Source organism: Klebsiella sp. GFKo11, from assembly GCF_056490265.1.
Map to the genome: position 1 here is coordinate 6,315,115 of NZ_CM151369.1, position 16,320 is coordinate 6,331,434.

The window sequence follows — 16,320 nt, forward strand, 5'->3', positions numbered from 1 at the left end:
CTTTTTCATAGCAAGAAGCGTTAATTAATCTTCTTTAGAACCACGCATCGCGCGTTTACGATCGTTCTCGGTCAGATGACGCTTACGGATACGGACAGAAGTCGGAGTGACTTCTACCAGTTCGTCGTCATCGATGAACTCAAGAGCTTGCTCCAGCGTCATTTTCAGTGCCGGAACCAGGGTCGTCGCTTCGTCAGTACCGGAAGCACGCATGTTGGTCAGTTTCTTACCGGTCAGGCAGTTTACAGTCAGGTCGTTAGAACGACTGTGAATACCGATGATCTGGCCTTCGTAAACTTCTGCACCGTGACCCAGGAACAGCTTACCGCGGTCCTGCAGGCTGAACAGTGCGAACGCAACCGCTTTACCCTGGCCGTTGGAGATCAGAACGCCGTTCTGACGCTGACCCACATCACCCGCACGAACGTCGTCGTAATGGCTGAAGGTGGAGTACAGCAGACCGGTACCGGAGGTCATGGTCATGAATTCTGAACGGAAGCCGATCAGGCCACGGCTTGGGATCACGTAGTCAAGACGTACGCGGCCTTTGCCATCTGGATTCATGTTTTTCAGATCGCCTTTACGCTCACCCAGTGCCTGCATCACAGAACCCTGGTGCTGCTCTTCGACGTCCAGCGTGACGTTTTCGAATGGCTCTTGTTTACGGCCATCGATTTCGCGGAAGATTACTTTCGGACGGGAAACCGCCATCTCGAAACCTTCACGACGCATGTTCTCAATAAGAACAGACAGGTGCAGTTCACCACGGCCAGAAACGCGGAATGCGTCTGCATCCGGAGTTTCTTCAACGCGCAGCGCCACGTTGTGCACCAGCTCTTTGTTCAGGCGGTCAAGGATCTGACGAGAGGTAACGTACTTACCTTCTTTGCCACAGAACGGAGAGGTGTTAACGCAGAAGAACATGGTTACGGTCGGCTCATCAACAGACAGCGCCGGCAGCGCTTCAACATTCTGCGTATCGCAGATGGTGTCAGAGATGTTCAGCTCGCCCAGACCGGTGATTGCAATGATATCGCCAGCTTCTGCAACGTCGCTCTCGATACGCTCAAGACCCAGATGGGTCAGAACTTTACCGACTTTACCGTTACGGGTTTTGCCTTCGCTATCAACGATAGTAACCTGCTGGTTCGGCTTCACTTTACCGCGTTTGATGCGGCCGATGCCGATGACGCCAACGTAGTTGTTGTAGTCCAACTGGGAGATTTGCATCTGCAGCGGGCCATCAAGGTCAACGTTCGGAGCCGGTACGCGATCGACGATAGTCTGATACAGCGGAGTCATATCGTCAGCCATATCTTCGTGATCCAGACCCGCGATACCGTTCAGCGCAGAAGCGTAAACGATAGGGAAGTCCAGCTGTTCGTCGGTAGCGTCGAGGTTTACGAACAGGTCGAATACCTGATCGACAACCCAGTCAGGGCGTGCGCCCGGACGGTCAACTTTGTTGATAACAACAATTGGCTTCAGGCCATGAGCAAAGGCTTTTTTGGTCACGAAGCGCGTCTGCGGCATCGGACCATCCATTGCATCAACGACCAGCAGAACGGAATCGACCATGGACATGACACGTTCAACTTCACCACCGAAGTCGGCGTGCCCCGGGGTATCAACGATGTTGATACGGTAATCATTCCATTTGATAGCGGTGTTTTTAGCCAGGATGGTAATCCCACGCTCTTTCTCCAAATCGTTGGAGTCCATCACACGCTCTTGAGTTTCGGCACGCGCATCGAACGTACCGGATTGCTGCAGCAGCTTATCAACCAGGGTAGTTTTACCATGGTCAACGTGCGCGATGATGGCGATGTTACGCAAATTTTCGATCACAACTTTGCCTCAGGCATTTAGAAATAGCGCGTTATTGTACACGGATTAATCGCACTACAAAACAGGATCACAAACATCCCCCGCAAACAAGTATTGCAGAGTTTCTTTGTGACCGCTTTCACGGAGCGTTAAAAGGGTTATTAAAGGTCAATTGCACCAAATAAGTGCCCAATGTTCACACAATTGCACTATTATAGTGCAATGCATTCATAATGGTGCAGCCCTTTTGCACGATGGTGTGCATGATAACGCCTTTTGGGGGCAATTTAAAAGTTGGCACAGATTTCGCTTTATATTTTTTAAGGCAACAACGCCACCTTAAGCAGTTAGAAAGTTTTCGTTACCACGACGACAATGACCAATCCGGGAGAGTTTAAGTATGTCCGCTGAACACGTTTTGACGATGCTGAACGAGCACGAAGTGAAGTTTGTCGATCTGCGCTTCACCGATACCAAAGGTAAAGAACAGCACGTTACTATTCCTTCTCATCAGGTAAATGCCGAATTCTTCGAAGAAGGCAAAATGTTTGATGGCTCCTCGATTGGCGGTTGGAAAGGTATTAACGAATCCGACATGGTTCTGATGCCGGACGCAACTACCGCGCTGATCGACCCGTTCTACGAAGAACCGACGCTGATCATCCGTTGCGATATCCTGGAACCAGGCACCCTGCAGGGCTATGACCGTGACCCGCGCTCCATCGCCAAACGTGCGGAAGAATACCTGCGCGCAACCGGCATTGCGGATACCGTGCTGTTCGGGCCAGAACCTGAATTCTTCCTGTTCGATGACATCCGTTTTGGTGCGTCTATCTCCGGTTCTCACGTTGCTATCGATGATATCGAAGGCGCATGGAACTCTTCCACCAAATATGAAGGCGGCAACAAAGGCCACCGTCCGGGCGTGAAAGGCGGTTATTTCCCGGTTCCGCCGGTAGACTCTTCTCAGGATATCCGTTCTACCATGTGTATGATCATGGAAGAGATGGGTCTGGTTGTGGAAGCTCACCACCACGAAGTGGCGACTGCCGGTCAGAACGAAATCGCTACCCGCTTTAACACCATGACCAAAAAAGCGGACGAAATTCAGATCTACAAATACGTCGTGCACAACGTCGCACACCGCTTCGGTAAAACGGCGACCTTTATGCCAAAACCGATGTTCGGCGATAACGGTTCCGGTATGCACTGCCACATGTCCCTGTCCAAGAACGGCGTAAATCTGTTCTCTGGCGACAAATACGCAGGCCTGTCTGAACAAGCGCTGTTCTACATCGGCGGCGTAATCAAGCACGCTAAAGCCATTAACGCCCTGGCGAACCCGACCACCAACTCTTATAAGCGTCTGGTCCCGGGTTACGAAGCACCGGTCATGCTGGCTTACTCTGCCCGTAACCGCTCCGCTTCCATCCGTATTCCGGTAGTGACCTCTCCGAAAGCGCGTCGTATCGAAGTCCGCTTCCCGGATCCGGCTGCTAACCCGTACCTGTGCTTTGCTGCACTGCTGATGGCTGGCCTTGACGGTATCAAGAACAAAATCCATCCGGGCGAAGCGATGGACAAAAACCTGTACGATCTGCCGCCGGAAGAAGCGAAAGAGATCCCACAGGTTGCAGGTTCTCTGGAAGAAGCATTGAACGAACTGGATGCTGACCGTGAATTCCTGACCGCTGGTGGCGTATTCACCAACGACGCAATCGATGCTTACATCGCCCTGCGTATTGAAGAGAACGACCGTGTACGCATGACTCCGCACCCGGTTGAGTTCGAGCTGTACTACAGCGTTTAATTTTGCTGTAAATCCGCGGTATTCCGTGTTGTGGCGTGGGGTACCGAGGATGTTTTGTTGCCGTGGAAACTTTCAGCCCATCTCAGGATGGGCTTTTTTCTCCACCAACGCGCTGATCTCATGAACTTTTTACTCATAAAAAGCTATACTGCACTAAAATGGTGCACTCTAATTCAGGAGACTGTCAGATGGCAACAGGCACACTGCCCGATGCTGGGCAGATCCTTAACTCTTTAATCAACAGTATCTTACTGGTCGATGACGACCTGGCGGTGCATTACGCGAACCCGGCTGCACAGCAGTTGCTGGCGCAAAGCTCACGTAAGCTATTTGGTACCCCACTCCCGGAGCTGTTGAGCTATTTCTCGCTGAATATTGGTCTTATGCAGGAGAGCCTGCAGGCGGGCCAGGGCTTTACCGATAACGAAGTGACGCTGGTCATCGATGGTCGGTCACATATCCTGTCTCTGACGGCACAGCGCCTTCCTGAGGGCTACATTTTGCTGGAAATGGCACCGATGGATAATCAGCGTCGTCTGAGCCAGGAACAGCTTCAGCACGCACAGCAGATTGCCGCGCGTGACTTAGTGCGCGGTTTGGCCCACGAGATTAAAAACCCGTTGGGTGGCCTGCGCGGTGCAGCGCAGTTGCTGAGCAAAGCGCTGCCCGATCCTTCGTTGACGGAATACACCAAAGTCATCATTGAACAGGCCGATCGGTTAAGAAATCTGGTCGACCGCCTGCTGGGACCGCAGCATCCTGGAATGCACGTCACAGAGAGCATTCACAAGGTTGCAGAGCGAGTGGTGAAGCTGGTGTCTATGGAGTTGCCGGATAACGTCAAACTGGTTCGTGATTACGACCCAAGCCTGCCGGAACTCCCACACGACCCGGATCAAATTGAACAAGTGCTGCTGAATATCGTCCGCAATGCGCTGCAAGCGCTGGGGCCTGATGGCGGAGAGATAGTCCTGCGTACCCGTACGGCGTTCCAGCTGACCCTACACGGGGTTCGCTACCGCCTTGCAGCACGTATTGACGTTGAAGATAACGGCCCGGGGATACCGTCTCACTTACAGGATACGCTGTTTTATCCGATGGTGAGCGGGCGCGAAGGCGGTACTGGCCTCGGGCTGTCTATCGCCCGCAGCCTTATCGATCAGCACTCCGGCAAAATTGAATTTACCAGTTGGCCAGGGCATACCGAATTCTCGGTGTACCTGCCTATTCGGAAGTAGAGGTGTTTATGCAACGAGGGATAGCATGGATCGTTGATGACGATAGCTCCATCCGTTGGGTGCTTGAACGCGCGCTCACCGGGGCTGGCTTGAGTTGTACAACGTTTGAGAGCGGCAGCGAGGTGCTTGATGCCCTCACCACCAAAACCCCGGATGTCCTGCTGTCTGATATCCGTATGCCGGGAATGGATGGGCTGGCGCTGCTGAAACAAATTAAACAGCGTCACCCGATGCTCCCGGTCATCATAATGACGGCGCATTCAGATCTGGACGCGGCGGTCAGCGCTTATCAGCAAGGTGCCTTTGATTATCTACCAAAACCGTTTGATATTGATGAAGCGGTGGCGCTGGTCGACCGCGCAATCAGCCATTATCAGGAACAGCAGCAGCCGCGAAATGCGCCAATAAATAGCCCAGCGGCCGATATTATCGGCGAAGCGCCAGCAATGCAGGACGTTTTTCGCATTATAGGCCGCCTGTCGCGTTCCTCCATCAGCGTGCTGATCAACGGCGAGTCCGGTACCGGTAAAGAGCTAGTTGCCCATGCTCTGCACCGCCATAGCCCGCGAGCTAAGGCACCGTTTATCGCGCTGAATATGGCGGCAATCCCCAAAGACTTGATTGAATCAGAACTGTTCGGCCACGAGAAAGGGGCCTTTACGGGCGCGAATACCGTACGCCAGGGGCGTTTTGAACAGGCAGACGGCGGCACGTTGTTCCTCGATGAAATCGGCGATATGCCGCTGGACGTACAAACTCGGTTGCTGCGCGTGCTGGCTGATGGCCAGTTTTATCGCGTAGGCGGCTATGCTCCGGTGAAAGTGGATGTGCGCATTATCGCCGCCACCCACCAGAATCTTGAGCTGCGCGTACAGGAAGGAAAATTCCGCGAGGACTTATTCCACCGCCTGAACGTGATTCGCGTCCATCTCCCGCCGCTACGCGAGCGTCGGGAAGATATTCCGCGGCTGGCGCGCCACTTCCTGCAAGTTGCTGCTCGTGAACTCGGCGTTGAAGCCAAGCTGCTGCACCCGGAAACGGAGATGGCGCTAACCCGGCTGGCCTGGCCGGGTAACGTGCGTCAACTGGAGAACACCTGTCGTTGGCTGACGGTGATGGCGGCAGGCCAGGAGGTTCTGACCCAGGATCTTCCCAGTGAGCTGTTTGAAACCGCGATACCGGATAATCCGACGCAAATGCTGCCGGATAGCTGGGCCACGCTGTTGGGGCAATGGGCCGACCGCGCTTTACGTTCCGGTCATCAAAACCTGCTGTCAGAAGCACAGCCGGAGATGGAGCGCACGCTATTGACCACCGCGCTACGCCACACTCAGGGGCATAAACAAGAAGCAGCACGCCTGCTGGGATGGGGCCGTAATACGTTGACACGTAAGCTAAAAGAACTGGGAATGGAGTAGTAGAATAGTGTCGTGTAAAAAATAGTCTGCCAGCGCAAACTGCTGCTATTTTGTACTTTACTGTTCAAATGCGTTGAGTATGATCGTGCCCGGAAAGACAGGGGGAAATCATGCTTGAATCACTCATAAATATTATATCGAGCGGTGTCGCAGCCGGTCATACCCCGCAGACGGCAATAGCTGCTGTTTTGTGTGCGGCGATGGTTGGATTGTTTAGCTGATAATTCACCCTCTCCCGGCAAGGAGAGGGTGAATAGATTAAATCACGCGTGAAAACTGCTGCATCCGTGCTTTCTGGCGCAAATATGCGTCAAAGCACATGCATATGTTGCGAATCAGCAACCGGCCTTTCGGCGTCACCTGAATCCCTTTCTCATCCACATCCACCAGCCCGTCTTTGGCCAGCGGCGCCAGCAGTTTCATATCTTCAGTGAAGTAGTCATTGAAGTCTAAGTCCCACTGCGTTTCTACAGCGGAGAAATCGAGACGGAAATTGCAGATCAGCGCTTTAATGACATCGCGACGAATACAGTCATCGCGAGTCAACGCAATGCCACGCCATAAGGCCGTTCCGGTTTCATCAATCTGCTGATAATACTGCTTCAGCTCTTTTTGGTTCTGCGCATAGCAGTCGCCAATCATACTGATCGCCGAAACACCCAGCCCCAGCAGATCGGAATCCCCTTGGGTGGTATAGCCCTGGAAGTTGCGATGCAAAATACCTTCACGTTGGGCTATCGCCAGTTCATCGTCCGGACGAGCAAAGTGGTCCATACCGATAAACTGATATCCCGCAGCGGTCAGCGAATCAATCGTTTCCTGCAGGATATCCAGCTTCTGCTCTGCTGAAGGTAAATCGGCATCTTTGATTTTGCGCTGTGCGGCGAAGAGCGTCGGCAAATGCGCATAGTTAAATACGCTCAGACGATCGGGATTTAGCTCAGCCACGCGCTGGAGCGTAAAAGCGAAGCTCTCTGGCGTTTGCTTCGGCAGTCCGTAAATCAGATCGATATTGGTAGAAGTAAAGCCAATCTCTCGGGCATGGTTGAGCAGGGCGAAGATAAACTCTTCATCCTGCTCGCGGTTCACCAGGCGCTGCACCTCTTTGTTGAAGTCCTGCACGCCCATGCTCAAGCGGTTGAATCCTTCAGCGCGTAAATGATCCAGTACATCAAGCTCAATTTCACGCGGATCGACTTCAATGGAAATCTCAGCCTCGGCATTAAAATTGAAATGCGTACGCAGCAGGCTCATCAGGCGGCTAATTTGCGCCTTATTTAAATATGTCGGCGTACCGCCGCCCCAATGCAGTTGGTTAACCAGGCGACCCGCAAAAAGCGGCGCGCGATGGATAATCTCCTGCTCAAGGACGTCCAGATACTGATCGGCTTTATGCTGCTGGCGGGTGACAATTTTATTGCAGCCACAAAAATAGCAGAGCTTATGGCAAAACGGGATATGCACATACAGCGATAGAGGTCGCTGCGGATAACGGGCTACCGCTGCGTCAAATTCAGCAGCGCCAAATTCCGGAGAAAACTCCAGCGCGGTAGGGTACGAAGTATAACGCGGCCCGGAATAGTTATATTTTTGGATCAGGGCCAGATCCCAGTCGATTAACTGCACAGACATGCTCACTCCTTCCGATGGTGCCGTCGGCGGGTACGCCGCTCCGGCCCAACCACACCTGGGGTAATGAGCCGGTTGCGCAGCCATTTCTGACGCCGCGACAACCGTCGTAGTTTAACGAATAACCACAGCAGATAACATATAACCAAAAGGGTTATAAGCAGGACCGGGAATCCGATGGGGTGCAAATGTTAGTTTCCGCCCTTCAGCAAACGCATCATATCTTCTTTGCGTTCTTCCTCTTCCTCATCTTCGTCATCATCGTAGGAGAGGCCGAGCTGTTGCATCAGTTCATCAATACGGTCCAGTTTGGCATCAACCCAGGTCTGCTCTTCAGCATTCAAGGTTCCGCCCTCTTCCAGACGTTCCAGCAGCGCGTCCAGGCGCTCATCGTTCTCCAGCAAATCCAGCTCAGCCTGCGGTGAAAGCATAGGTTTCTCGCTCTTCGGTTTGTGCTGCTTAATCACTGGGGCATTCTCTGTCACACCCAGCGGGATCGGTTTTTTGCTGCCAATGCGCGGATCTTGCTGTTGGCCTTGTTTTTTACCCGCAGAGGCGGCATCACCACCGGTCGCACGACTTCCTGCCGCATGACCGCGATGTTTCTTCTGCTGCTTACGATCGCGAGCTTCCTGGTTCAATTCTTCACGCGTTTTGCGACTTTTTTTGCCACGAGGTACAGATGTCGGTTTTTTCATGGTGTTAATCTTCAGGCCGTTTTCTTCAGTATAGAATTGAGGCGGAATCTAGCAGAAAGCAAGCAAAGAAAAAAGGCGACAGATTACTCTGTCGCCTTTTTCCGCACTGACAACCCTTAATGGGTTTCTACTTTCCATGTTATCTAACGACAACCCCTGTCTTTCCTTTAGCTACCAACAGTCCCTGTTACATCCATTTCCTTTTAAAACGTCTCCAGACGCCTGTCATCCTGACAATCCGTAGTCCTCGCCTCCTGGCGCTTCCTGACACCTCGTCCTGAGTCTTAATCCTGTTAGCTTCCTTCGCCCTTGCCCGCTACTTTACTGGTTTAAGAAAAACCTACAACCAGCAACGGTATAAAAAATGCTAATTTCAGAATCTTCTCTTCATTTAATTGTATGATTTATAGAGTGTTAGTGATTTTTTAATCAGGCTTTTCTCACAAATGTCTTATATCAACAATGGCCAATATCTCACAAAGCATGTGGCTTTTACTCACACCTGTGGATTGCGGTAAAAACAGCCTTTTTCTATTGTTCAGGTATAATCCCCGTCATAGCCTGATTAACGGAGACGACCGTCTTGACCAACTGGAATTATCAACTGACGCATTTTGTCACTAGCGCACCAGATATCCGCCATCTTCCTTCTGATACCGGTATCGAAGTGGCATTCGCTGGCCGCTCTAACGCAGGGAAATCCAGCGCCCTGAATACGCTGACTAACCAGAAAAGCCTTGCTCGTACATCAAAGACGCCTGGTCGTACGCAGCTCATTAACCTGTTTGAAGTTGCTGAGGGAAAACGTCTGGTCGACCTGCCAGGCTATGGTTACGCTCAAGTTCCTGAAGAGATGAAAATCAAATGGCAGCGGGCGCTGGGTGAATACCTGGAAAAACGCCTGTGTCTGAAAGGACTGGTCATACTGATGGATATCCGGCATCCGCTTAAAGATCTCGATCAGCAGATGATCCTATGGGCCGTTGAAAGCGATATCCCGGTTCTGGTGCTGCTGACTAAAGCCGATAAGCTGGCCAGTGGCGCGCGCAAAGCCCAGCTCAACCAGGTCCGTGAAGCAGTAATCGCATTTAATGGTGATGTGCAAGTGGAAGCATTTTCTTCCCTGAAGAAGCAGGGCGTAGATAAACTGCGTCAGAAGCTGGATAGCTGGTATAACGACATTCCTCCTCAGGAAGAGCCTGAAGACGGCGAGTAATTATCGTCAATTTTCCCGGGTATAGGCATACAGAGCCTTATCCGGGCAGCCTGCCTTGCCGATATCAATACGCAAAAAATTTTCTTTCACGCAATAAAAAACGCCCCGGTCATAAATGACCGGGGCGGCTAAAATATTCAGCCAAATCCGATTACGTGAAGTAAAAGGTCTGAAAGATAGAACATCTTACCTCTGTACCCTACGTCTTTAACTCTACTCTTGTTTCCGTTATGGATAAAGCATTTTTGTAGTTTATTTTCAGTCTTTACATAGCAAATTCAAATGATCATCACAAAAAGGTATAAGTTATGTTACTCACTTACAAAAAATGGCCTTATGTACTGAACACTTAGTGCGCTTGATCCCAATTTTCCCCACTACCCACTTCTACCAGCAGCGGAACAGCCAGCGTCGTGCTGCTTTCCATCAGTTCGTGGATCTTTTTCGCGACCGTATCTAAATCGTCTTTATGAACTTCGAAGACTAATTCATCGTGTACCTGCATGATCATACGCACTCGCGGTTTTTCACTTAACAACCAATCATCTACAGCGATCATTGCACGTTTAATGATATCCGCAGCAGTTCCCTGCATCGGCGCGTTGATTGCCGCACGCTCAGCGCCAGCGCGACGTGCTCCGTTGCTGGATTTAATGTCCGGCAAATAGAGTCGGCGGCCATCGAGCGTTTCAACATACCCCTGCTCTTTTGCCTGCGCACGGGTACGCTCCATATAGTCCAGCACACCTGGATAGCGCTCAAAGTAGAGGTCCATATATTTCTGCGCTTCTTTACGCGGAATATTGAGCTGTCGTGCAAGGCCAAATGCGCTCATCCCGTAAATCAGGCCAAAGTTGATAGCCTTTGCGCTGCGTCGCTGTTCGCTGCTCACGCTTTCAAGCGGCAAACCAAAAACCTCTGCCGCAGTAGCACGGTGGATATCTTTCCCCTCCGCAAACGCGGTTAGCAGACCGTTATCGCGCGACAGATGCGCCATAATGCGCAATTCAATTTGCGAGTAGTCGGCAGAGACAATGAGGTAATCTTCCGGAGCAATAAACGCCTGACGAATACGACGTCCTTCTTCGTTACGTACCGGAATATTCTGCAGGTTCGGATCGGTAGATGACAGGCGTCCCGTTGCAGTGACCGCCTGGTGATAAGATGTATGCACGCGACCCGTTTTCGCGCTGATCATCAGCGGCAGCTTATCGGTATAAGTAGATTTGAGTTTTGCCAGGCCACGATATTCAAGGATAACTTTTGGCAGCGGATAATCCAGAGCCAGCTCTTCCAGCACCTCCTCCGACGTAGACGGAGCGCCGCCCGGCGTCTTCTTCAGTGGTTTAATCCCTTGTTTTTCAAACAGGATGGTTTGCAGCTGCTTAGGCGAAGAGAGGTTAAACTCTTCACCTGCAATATCATATGCCTTCTTCTCCAGCTCAATCAGGCGCTTGGCGATTTCCTGAGAATGCGCATGCAGCACGGCTGGGTCAATTTTCACGCCGTTGCGCTCAACGCGGGATAACACTGGCACTAACGGCATTTCTATATTTTTAAAGATGTTCAGCGGGCCTTCATTCTGCTGAAGCTTTGGCCACATTTTCAAATGCAGTTGCAGAGTCACGTCAGCATCTTCCGCCGCGTAACGACCAGCTTCTTCCAGTGCGATTTGATTAAAGGTGAGCTGATTTTTACCCTTGCCGGCAATCTCTTCAAAGGTAATGGTTTTGTGCTTCAACCAGCGATCGGAAAGGCTATCCATATCATGGCGGCCCGCTACGCTGTCAAGAATGTAGGACTCCAGCATGGTATCAAAGGCAATACCGCGCAGCTCAATGTCATAGTTAGCCAGAATACCGCGATCATACTTGAGGTTCTGTCCAACCTTCAGAGCCTTATCATCTTCCAGTAAGGGCTTCAGCAGTTCCAGCACGCGGTCGCGTGGGATCTGATCCGGCGCATCCAGATAGTCATGAGCAACCGGTACATAAGCTGCGATGCCTGGCTCAACGGCGAATGACAGGCCGACCATATTGGCGGATACATTATCAAGGCTGTCAGTTTCTGTATCAAAAGCAAAAAGCGGCGCTTTCTTCAGTTTTTCGATCCACGCCGTCAGCGTTTCTTCATCAAGAATCGTGACATAGTTTTCAGAGGAGAGCATTGCCGCCGTCTCTTCTTCAGCATCTGCAGCATCTGCCGCCACTTCGACTGGTTTCGCGGTAGGTTTAGCGCCTTTCGCCTGCATCCATTTACCGGACTCAACATCGGTTATCCAGCGTTTGAATTCATACTTTTTAAACAGCGTCAGCAGTTCATCCGCTGCAGGTTGCTCAACGAGCAGTTCTTCACAGCTCAAATCCAGTTCAACATCCGTTTTAATCGTTGCCAGCTGATAAGAGAGATACGCGACCTCTTTATTCTGCTCTAGCTTCGCTGCCATCGTTTTAGATCCGCGGAAGCTCAGGCCGGCGATTTTCTCAGACTCCGCATACAGCGTATCAAGCCCACCCAACCCCTGTAGCAACGCCTGTGCGGTCTTCTCGCCGACCCCAGGGACGCCAGGAATGTTGTCCGACGAGTCACCCATGAGAGCAAGGAAATCAATGATCAGTTCAGGTGGAACGCCGTATTTTGTGACGACTTCATCCGGACCAAGAATAGTGTTAGTCATCGTGTTAATCAGGGTAATACCCGGCGTAACTAACTGAGCCATATCTTTATCACCCGTGCTAATCAGCACTGGACGACCTGCCTTTTCAGCTTCACGCGCTAGTGTACCGATCACATCATCAGCTTCAACGCCCGGAACAGCCATCAGAGGTAAGCCCATCGCCTTAACCATGGTATGCAGCGGCTCGATCTGCGCACGCAGATCGTCCGGCATCGGTGGACGATGAGATTTATAGTGCTCAAACAATTCATCACGGAAAGTCTTCCCTTTGGCATCAAAAACCACGACTGCATGAGTCGGTTGATACTGTAGGATCAGGCTTCGCAGCATATTCAGTACGCCGTACATTGCGCCAGTCGGTTCACCGGCGCTGTTAGTCAGCGGGGGAAAAGCGTGATATGCCCGGTAAAGGTAAGAGGAGCCGTCAACGAGGATGAGAGGGTTTTCTGGGATCTGAACCATAATTTCCGTGCCTGTTTATCAGATTATGGGTAAAGGATGCCACAGACGGGCATTAAATCCTGAATTTTTCCCCTATTTCATCGAAAAGATTCATTGATCTCCACGATCATTGTACAACTTCATCTGTGGATAACTTTGTGTATAGTTTTAAAATGATAGCTGGCTAACTCTTAATAAAATAGCTCTTCAAATAATTAATTCATATTTATCATTTAGTTAACGTTATATTTTTTATCGTAATGTCGTTTTGATGACTCAATGCTCCATGTGGATATAAGATCCGGAAATTTTTCTGCTCTGGTAAGACCCGTTATTTGCTGTATTTTCTGATAAAATCAGTCCCTTGCGCTGTTTAAATGCGTTTTTTGTCAGCCTAACTTTCTGAATAAACTAACTATGTCGAGATTACTCGCTGCGATAATCCTTCCGCTGAGTATCGCCCTTACTATCTTAGTCACTATAATCTGCTCGGTGCCGATAATCATCGCCGGACTGATTAAACTTCTTGTGCCGATTCCTGCGGTCTGGCGCTCGATATCTGTTTTCTGCAACTTCATGATGTATTGCTGGTGTGAAGGGTTGGCACTACTGCTACATCTTAATCCGTGGTTAAAATGGGATGTTCAAGGTATTGAAGGCCTGAACAAGAGAAACTGGTATTTACTTATCAGCAACCATCACAGTTGGGCTGATATCGTGGTGCTCTGTGTGCTGTTTCGCAAACATATCCCAATGAATAAATACTTTCTCAAACAGCAGCTAGCTTGGGTACCGTTCATTGGTCTTGCTTGCTGGGCCCTGGACATGCCGTTTATGCGCCGTTACTCACGTGGTTATTTAATTCGTCATCCAGAACGTCGCGGTAAAGATGTTGAAACCACCCGTCGTTCCTGCGAGAAATTCCGCGTCCACCCAACGACTATCGTTAACTTTGTTGAAGGCTCACGTTTTACTGAAGAAAAACAGCGTCAGACTCGCTCACCTTACAATAACTTATTACCCCCAAAAGCTGCGGGTATTACTATGGCATTGGGCGTGCTGGGATCGCAGTTTGATAAGCTGCTCAACGTGACGTTATGTTACCCAGAGAACAACCACAGGCCATTTTACGACATGCTAAGTGGTCGATTGACGCGGATTGTGGTGCGAATAAATCTGGAGCCTGTAGCTGAAGATCTACATGGCGACTATGTGAATGATAAAAACTTTAAGCGCCACTTCCAGCGTTGGTTAAATATGCTGTGGGAAGAAAAGGATCGTCAACTGACGGAAATAATGCGGCAGAAAAAATGATTTTAGTCGCTGAAAAGAACAACGCCGGTCAATGACCGGCGTTTGTTTTTTTATTTCTTCTCAACTAACTGCTTAACAGTATCGGCATACTGAGCAACAAATGCGTCCATGTTGCTGGTATCCATCCCTTGCGGGTTAATCTGATATTTTCCGTTAACGTACATCGCGGGTACGCCCTGCAGTTGGAAATCAGCAGCGGCTTTTTCTTGCTGAGCAACCAGAGATTTCACCACGAAGCTGTTCCACGCCGCATCGTACTCTTCGCCTTTCACACCGGAATCAACAAAGATTTTACGGATATCGGCCACGGTCTGGACGGACTGAGTTTTCTGTACCGCTTCAAACATTGGAACAGTAATCTTGTCTTCCACGCCCAGCGCCATCGCCACAGCCCACGCCTGAGTCAGATCCTTGCCCAATGGGCCCAGGAACTCAACGTGGTATTTAGTCATCTTGACGCCTTCAGGCAGCTTTTTCTTCACGTTATCTGACACATGAAGTACTTCTTCAAACTGATAGCAATGGGGGCAGTAGAACGAGAAGAACTCGAGCACCTGAGGCTCGCCAGCAACTGGCTTGTCGAGGGTGATGTACTGCTTACCGTCGGTGATCTGGGCAGCGGATGCACTAAAAGCCAGAATCATACCAGCCAGCGCCAGCCAAATTTTGTTCATGATTAATTCTCTCCTGGATATTTCACATTAATACATTGGCGTTAACTGAAGAGGGGGTTCCTGCAGAACCTTCACCTGCTCAAGAAAAGTTGTTGTCTGCCCGCGCCAGTAATCTTCCCCGGTTAACCATGGGAAATTTATAGGGAAAGCAGGATCATTCCAGCGTCTGAGCAACCACGCCAGATAATAAACTAACCGCATCGCACGTAAAGGTTCGATGAGAGCGATTTCATCCGTATTAAAAGAGCTGAACTCTTCATAGGCTTCAATGATCATCTCAAGCTGCATCCGCTGCTCGGCTTTATCTCCATTTAACAGCATCCAGAGATCCTGGATAGCAGGACCATTACGCGCATCGTCTAAATCAACAAACAAAGGGCCATCACGCCAGAGGATATTTCCGGCATGGCAGTCACCGTGCAAACGTAAGATATTAGCGTTCCCGTGCCATTGTGCCATTACAGCATCAATCAGTTTATCGGTAGCGCTGAGAAAGGCCTCTTTCAAACCAGCAGGAATCAACGGGGAGAGCTCGAAGACCTGGCGTGGCTCAAGGAGATATTCATTAGTACCAATCTCCGGGCGAGCGACAAAACGCTGCTTGCGACCTGTCTGGTGCATACGGCCAAGATAGCGCCCAACCCATTCCATCTGATCGAGGTTATCCGCCTCAAACTGACGTCCACCCAAGCTTGGGAAAACGGCAAAGAAGAATCCCTGATGCTGGTGAAGCGTACTTTCATGGAAAGATAATGGCGCCGCAACGGGAACATCATCCTGCACGAGTTGAAGGGTAAACTGATGTTCTTCGAGGATTTGTTCTGCAGACCAGCGTTCAGGACGATAGAACTTCACCACATAGCGGTGGCGATCTTCGTCCTGAAACTGGTAAACGCGGTTCTCATAGCTGTTAAGCGGGGTGAGCCCAGAGTCCAGCCGCATACCCAGATCAAACAAACCATCAATGATGGTATCCGGGTGAAGCGTCTGAAAATTAAAAGCCTTATCGTGCATCCTGACATCCGATAATCGTGCGAATGATTCAGGATATCATCTCATTGCCTGTTCCGTGGCAGCGCTTACAACCTTTTACTCTTTAATGACTCCGCGAGCGCGAAGCAATGCGGTTTTGAAGTCTTCTTCATAATCTTTCTGAATACCGGGAATAACGGCCTCTTTTGTCGAGTCGCGCATTTTCAGATGATAAATCAGAATATCGTCGGAAAGATCGCTTAATTCCCCCGTATAACCGGCCTCTTTGGCCAGTTTTTGCAAGAATTGAATCAAATTTAGTTCAGGTTCTTTCTGCCAGGCTGGCTGGAGGAGTTCAATGACTTCATTCAGACGTTTACATTTCATAGTAATGCTCCTTACTCTA

The 16,320-nt window shown here is 50.3% G+C and carries 14 protein-coding genes; 6 read left to right on the top strand and 8 right to left on the bottom strand.

The window, feature by feature from the left end; all coding sequences use genetic code 11:
• Positions 1-24: 24 nt before the first annotated feature.
• Positions 25-1,848, bottom strand: a complete 1,824-nt coding sequence (gene typA / locus AC07P6_RS30235; RefSeq protein WP_110276075.1) for a ribosome-dependent GTPase TypA — start codon at positions 1,846-1,848, stop codon at positions 25-27.
• A 379-nt stretch (positions 1,849-2,227) separates the two neighbouring features.
• On the opposite strand from typA, the gene glnA reads away from it, so the two are divergent.
• The 4 genes from glnA to AC07P6_RS30255 all read left to right on the top strand — a co-directional run bounded on the left by glnA (position 2,228) and on the right by AC07P6_RS30255 (position 6,514).
• Positions 2,228-3,637: a glutamate--ammonia ligase gene (gene glnA / locus AC07P6_RS30240; RefSeq protein ID WP_112216906.1), complete on the top strand. Its 1,410-nt coding sequence runs from the start codon at positions 2,228-2,230 to the stop codon at positions 3,635-3,637.
• A 188-nt stretch (positions 3,638-3,825) separates the two neighbouring features.
• Entirely contained in the window at positions 3,826-4,875 is a 1,050-nt protein-coding gene (gene glnL / locus AC07P6_RS30245) for a nitrogen regulation protein NR(II) (RefSeq protein WP_181484283.1), read from the top strand.
• Between the two features lie 8 nt (positions 4,876-4,883).
• Complete coding sequence (gene glnG, locus AC07P6_RS30250) at positions 4,884-6,293, top strand: nitrogen regulation protein NR(I) (protein ID WP_110276072.1); 1,410 nt, start codon at positions 4,884-4,886, stop codon at positions 6,291-6,293.
• Positions 6,294-6,403: 110 nt separating this feature from the next.
• Positions 6,404-6,514, top strand: coding sequence for a YshB family small membrane protein (locus AC07P6_RS30255; protein WP_110276071.1), 111 nt, complete (start codon positions 6,404-6,406; stop codon positions 6,512-6,514).
• 37 nt (positions 6,515-6,551) lie between these two features.
• Here AC07P6_RS30255 and hemN read toward each other — a convergent pair whose 3' ends face one another.
• Positions 6,552-7,925: an oxygen-independent coproporphyrinogen III oxidase gene (gene hemN / locus AC07P6_RS30260; protein WP_434660973.1), complete on the bottom strand. Its 1,374-nt coding sequence runs from the start codon at positions 7,923-7,925 to the stop codon at positions 6,552-6,554.
• 188 nt (positions 7,926-8,113) lie between these two features.
• Positions 8,114-8,620, bottom strand: a complete 507-nt coding sequence (gene yihI / locus AC07P6_RS30265; protein ID WP_110276068.1) for a Der GTPase-activating protein YihI — start codon at positions 8,618-8,620, stop codon at positions 8,114-8,116.
• Positions 8,621-9,203: 583 nt separating this feature from the next.
• Here yihI and yihA point away from each other — a divergent pair.
• Entirely contained in the window at positions 9,204-9,836 is a 633-nt protein-coding gene (gene yihA, locus AC07P6_RS30270; protein ID WP_110276067.1) for a ribosome biogenesis GTP-binding protein YihA/YsxC, read from the top strand.
• 137 nt (positions 9,837-9,973) lie between these two features.
• Here the strand turns inward: yihA and spfP are convergent, their stop codons facing one another.
• Together spfP and polA are read right to left on the bottom strand one after the other, a co-directional pair.
• A complete protein-coding gene (spfP, locus tag AC07P6_RS30275) occupies positions 9,974-10,021 on the bottom strand; it encodes a small protein SpfP (protein ID WP_071892919.1) in 48 nt (15 codons plus the stop codon).
• Between the two features lie 164 nt (positions 10,022-10,185).
• Positions 10,186-12,975, bottom strand: a complete 2,790-nt coding sequence (gene polA, locus AC07P6_RS30280) for a DNA polymerase I (protein ID WP_478315351.1) — start codon at positions 12,973-12,975, stop codon at positions 10,186-10,188.
• 396 nt (positions 12,976-13,371) lie between these two features.
• Here polA and AC07P6_RS30285 point away from each other — a divergent pair, with 396 nt between their 5' ends.
• The gene (locus AC07P6_RS30285; RefSeq protein ID WP_478315352.1) at positions 13,372-14,268 is read left to right on the top strand and encodes an acyltransferase; all 897 of its coding nucleotides are present in this window, start codon (positions 13,372-13,374) and stop codon (positions 14,266-14,268) included.
• A 50-nt stretch (positions 14,269-14,318) separates the two neighbouring features.
• On the opposite strand, the gene dsbA is transcribed toward AC07P6_RS30285, so the two are convergent.
• From dsbA to AC07P6_RS30300, 3 genes are all read right to left on the bottom strand, one after another.
• Positions 14,319-14,942, bottom strand: coding sequence for a thiol:disulfide interchange protein DsbA (gene dsbA, locus AC07P6_RS30290; protein ID WP_110276064.1), 624 nt, complete (start codon positions 14,940-14,942; stop codon positions 14,319-14,321).
• Between the two features lie 27 nt (positions 14,943-14,969).
• The gene (locus tag AC07P6_RS30295) at positions 14,970-15,956 is read right to left on the bottom strand and encodes a serine/threonine protein kinase (protein WP_434660978.1); all 987 of its coding nucleotides are present in this window, start codon (positions 15,954-15,956) and stop codon (positions 14,970-14,972) included.
• A gap of 75 nt (positions 15,957-16,031) precedes the next feature.
• Entirely contained in the window at positions 16,032-16,301 is a 270-nt protein-coding gene (locus tag AC07P6_RS30300) for a YihD family protein (RefSeq protein ID WP_110276062.1), read from the bottom strand.
• Positions 16,302-16,320 lie beyond the last annotated feature (19 nt).

Bases quoted from the DNA above. Each gene is read 5' to 3' on its own strand.
- glnA (WP_112216906.1), top strand. From the start codon at position 2,228: ATGTCCGCTGAACACGTTTTGACGATGCTGAACGAGCACGAAGTGAAG.
- glnL (WP_181484283.1), top strand. From the start codon at position 3,826: ATGGCAACAGGCACACTGCCCGATGCTGGGCAGATCCTTAACTCTTTA.
- glnG (WP_110276072.1), top strand. From the start codon at position 4,884: ATGCAACGAGGGATAGCATGGATCGTTGATGACGATAGCTCCATCCGT.
- AC07P6_RS30255 (WP_110276071.1), top strand. From the start codon at position 6,404: ATGCTTGAATCACTCATAAATATTATATCGAGCGGTGTCGCAGCCGGT.
- hemN (WP_434660973.1), bottom strand. From the start codon at position 7,925: ATGTCTGTGCAGTTAATCGACTGGGATCTGGCCCTGATCCAAAAATAT.
- yihI (WP_110276068.1), bottom strand. From the start codon at position 8,620: ATGAAAAAACCGACATCTGTACCTCGTGGCAAAAAAAGTCGCAAAACG.
- polA (WP_478315351.1), bottom strand. From the start codon at position 12,975: ATGGTTCAGATCCCAGAAAACCCTCTCATCCTCGTTGACGGCTCCTCT.
- AC07P6_RS30285 (WP_478315352.1), top strand. From the start codon at position 13,372: ATGTCGAGATTACTCGCTGCGATAATCCTTCCGCTGAGTATCGCCCTT.
- dsbA (WP_110276064.1), bottom strand. From the start codon at position 14,942: ATGAACAAAATTTGGCTGGCGCTGGCTGGTATGATTCTGGCTTTTAGT.
- AC07P6_RS30295 (WP_434660978.1), bottom strand. From the start codon at position 15,956: ATGCACGATAAGGCTTTTAATTTTCAGACGCTTCACCCGGATACCATC.
- AC07P6_RS30300 (WP_110276062.1), bottom strand. From the start codon at position 16,301: ATGAAATGTAAACGTCTGAATGAAGTCATTGAACTCCTCCAGCCAGCC.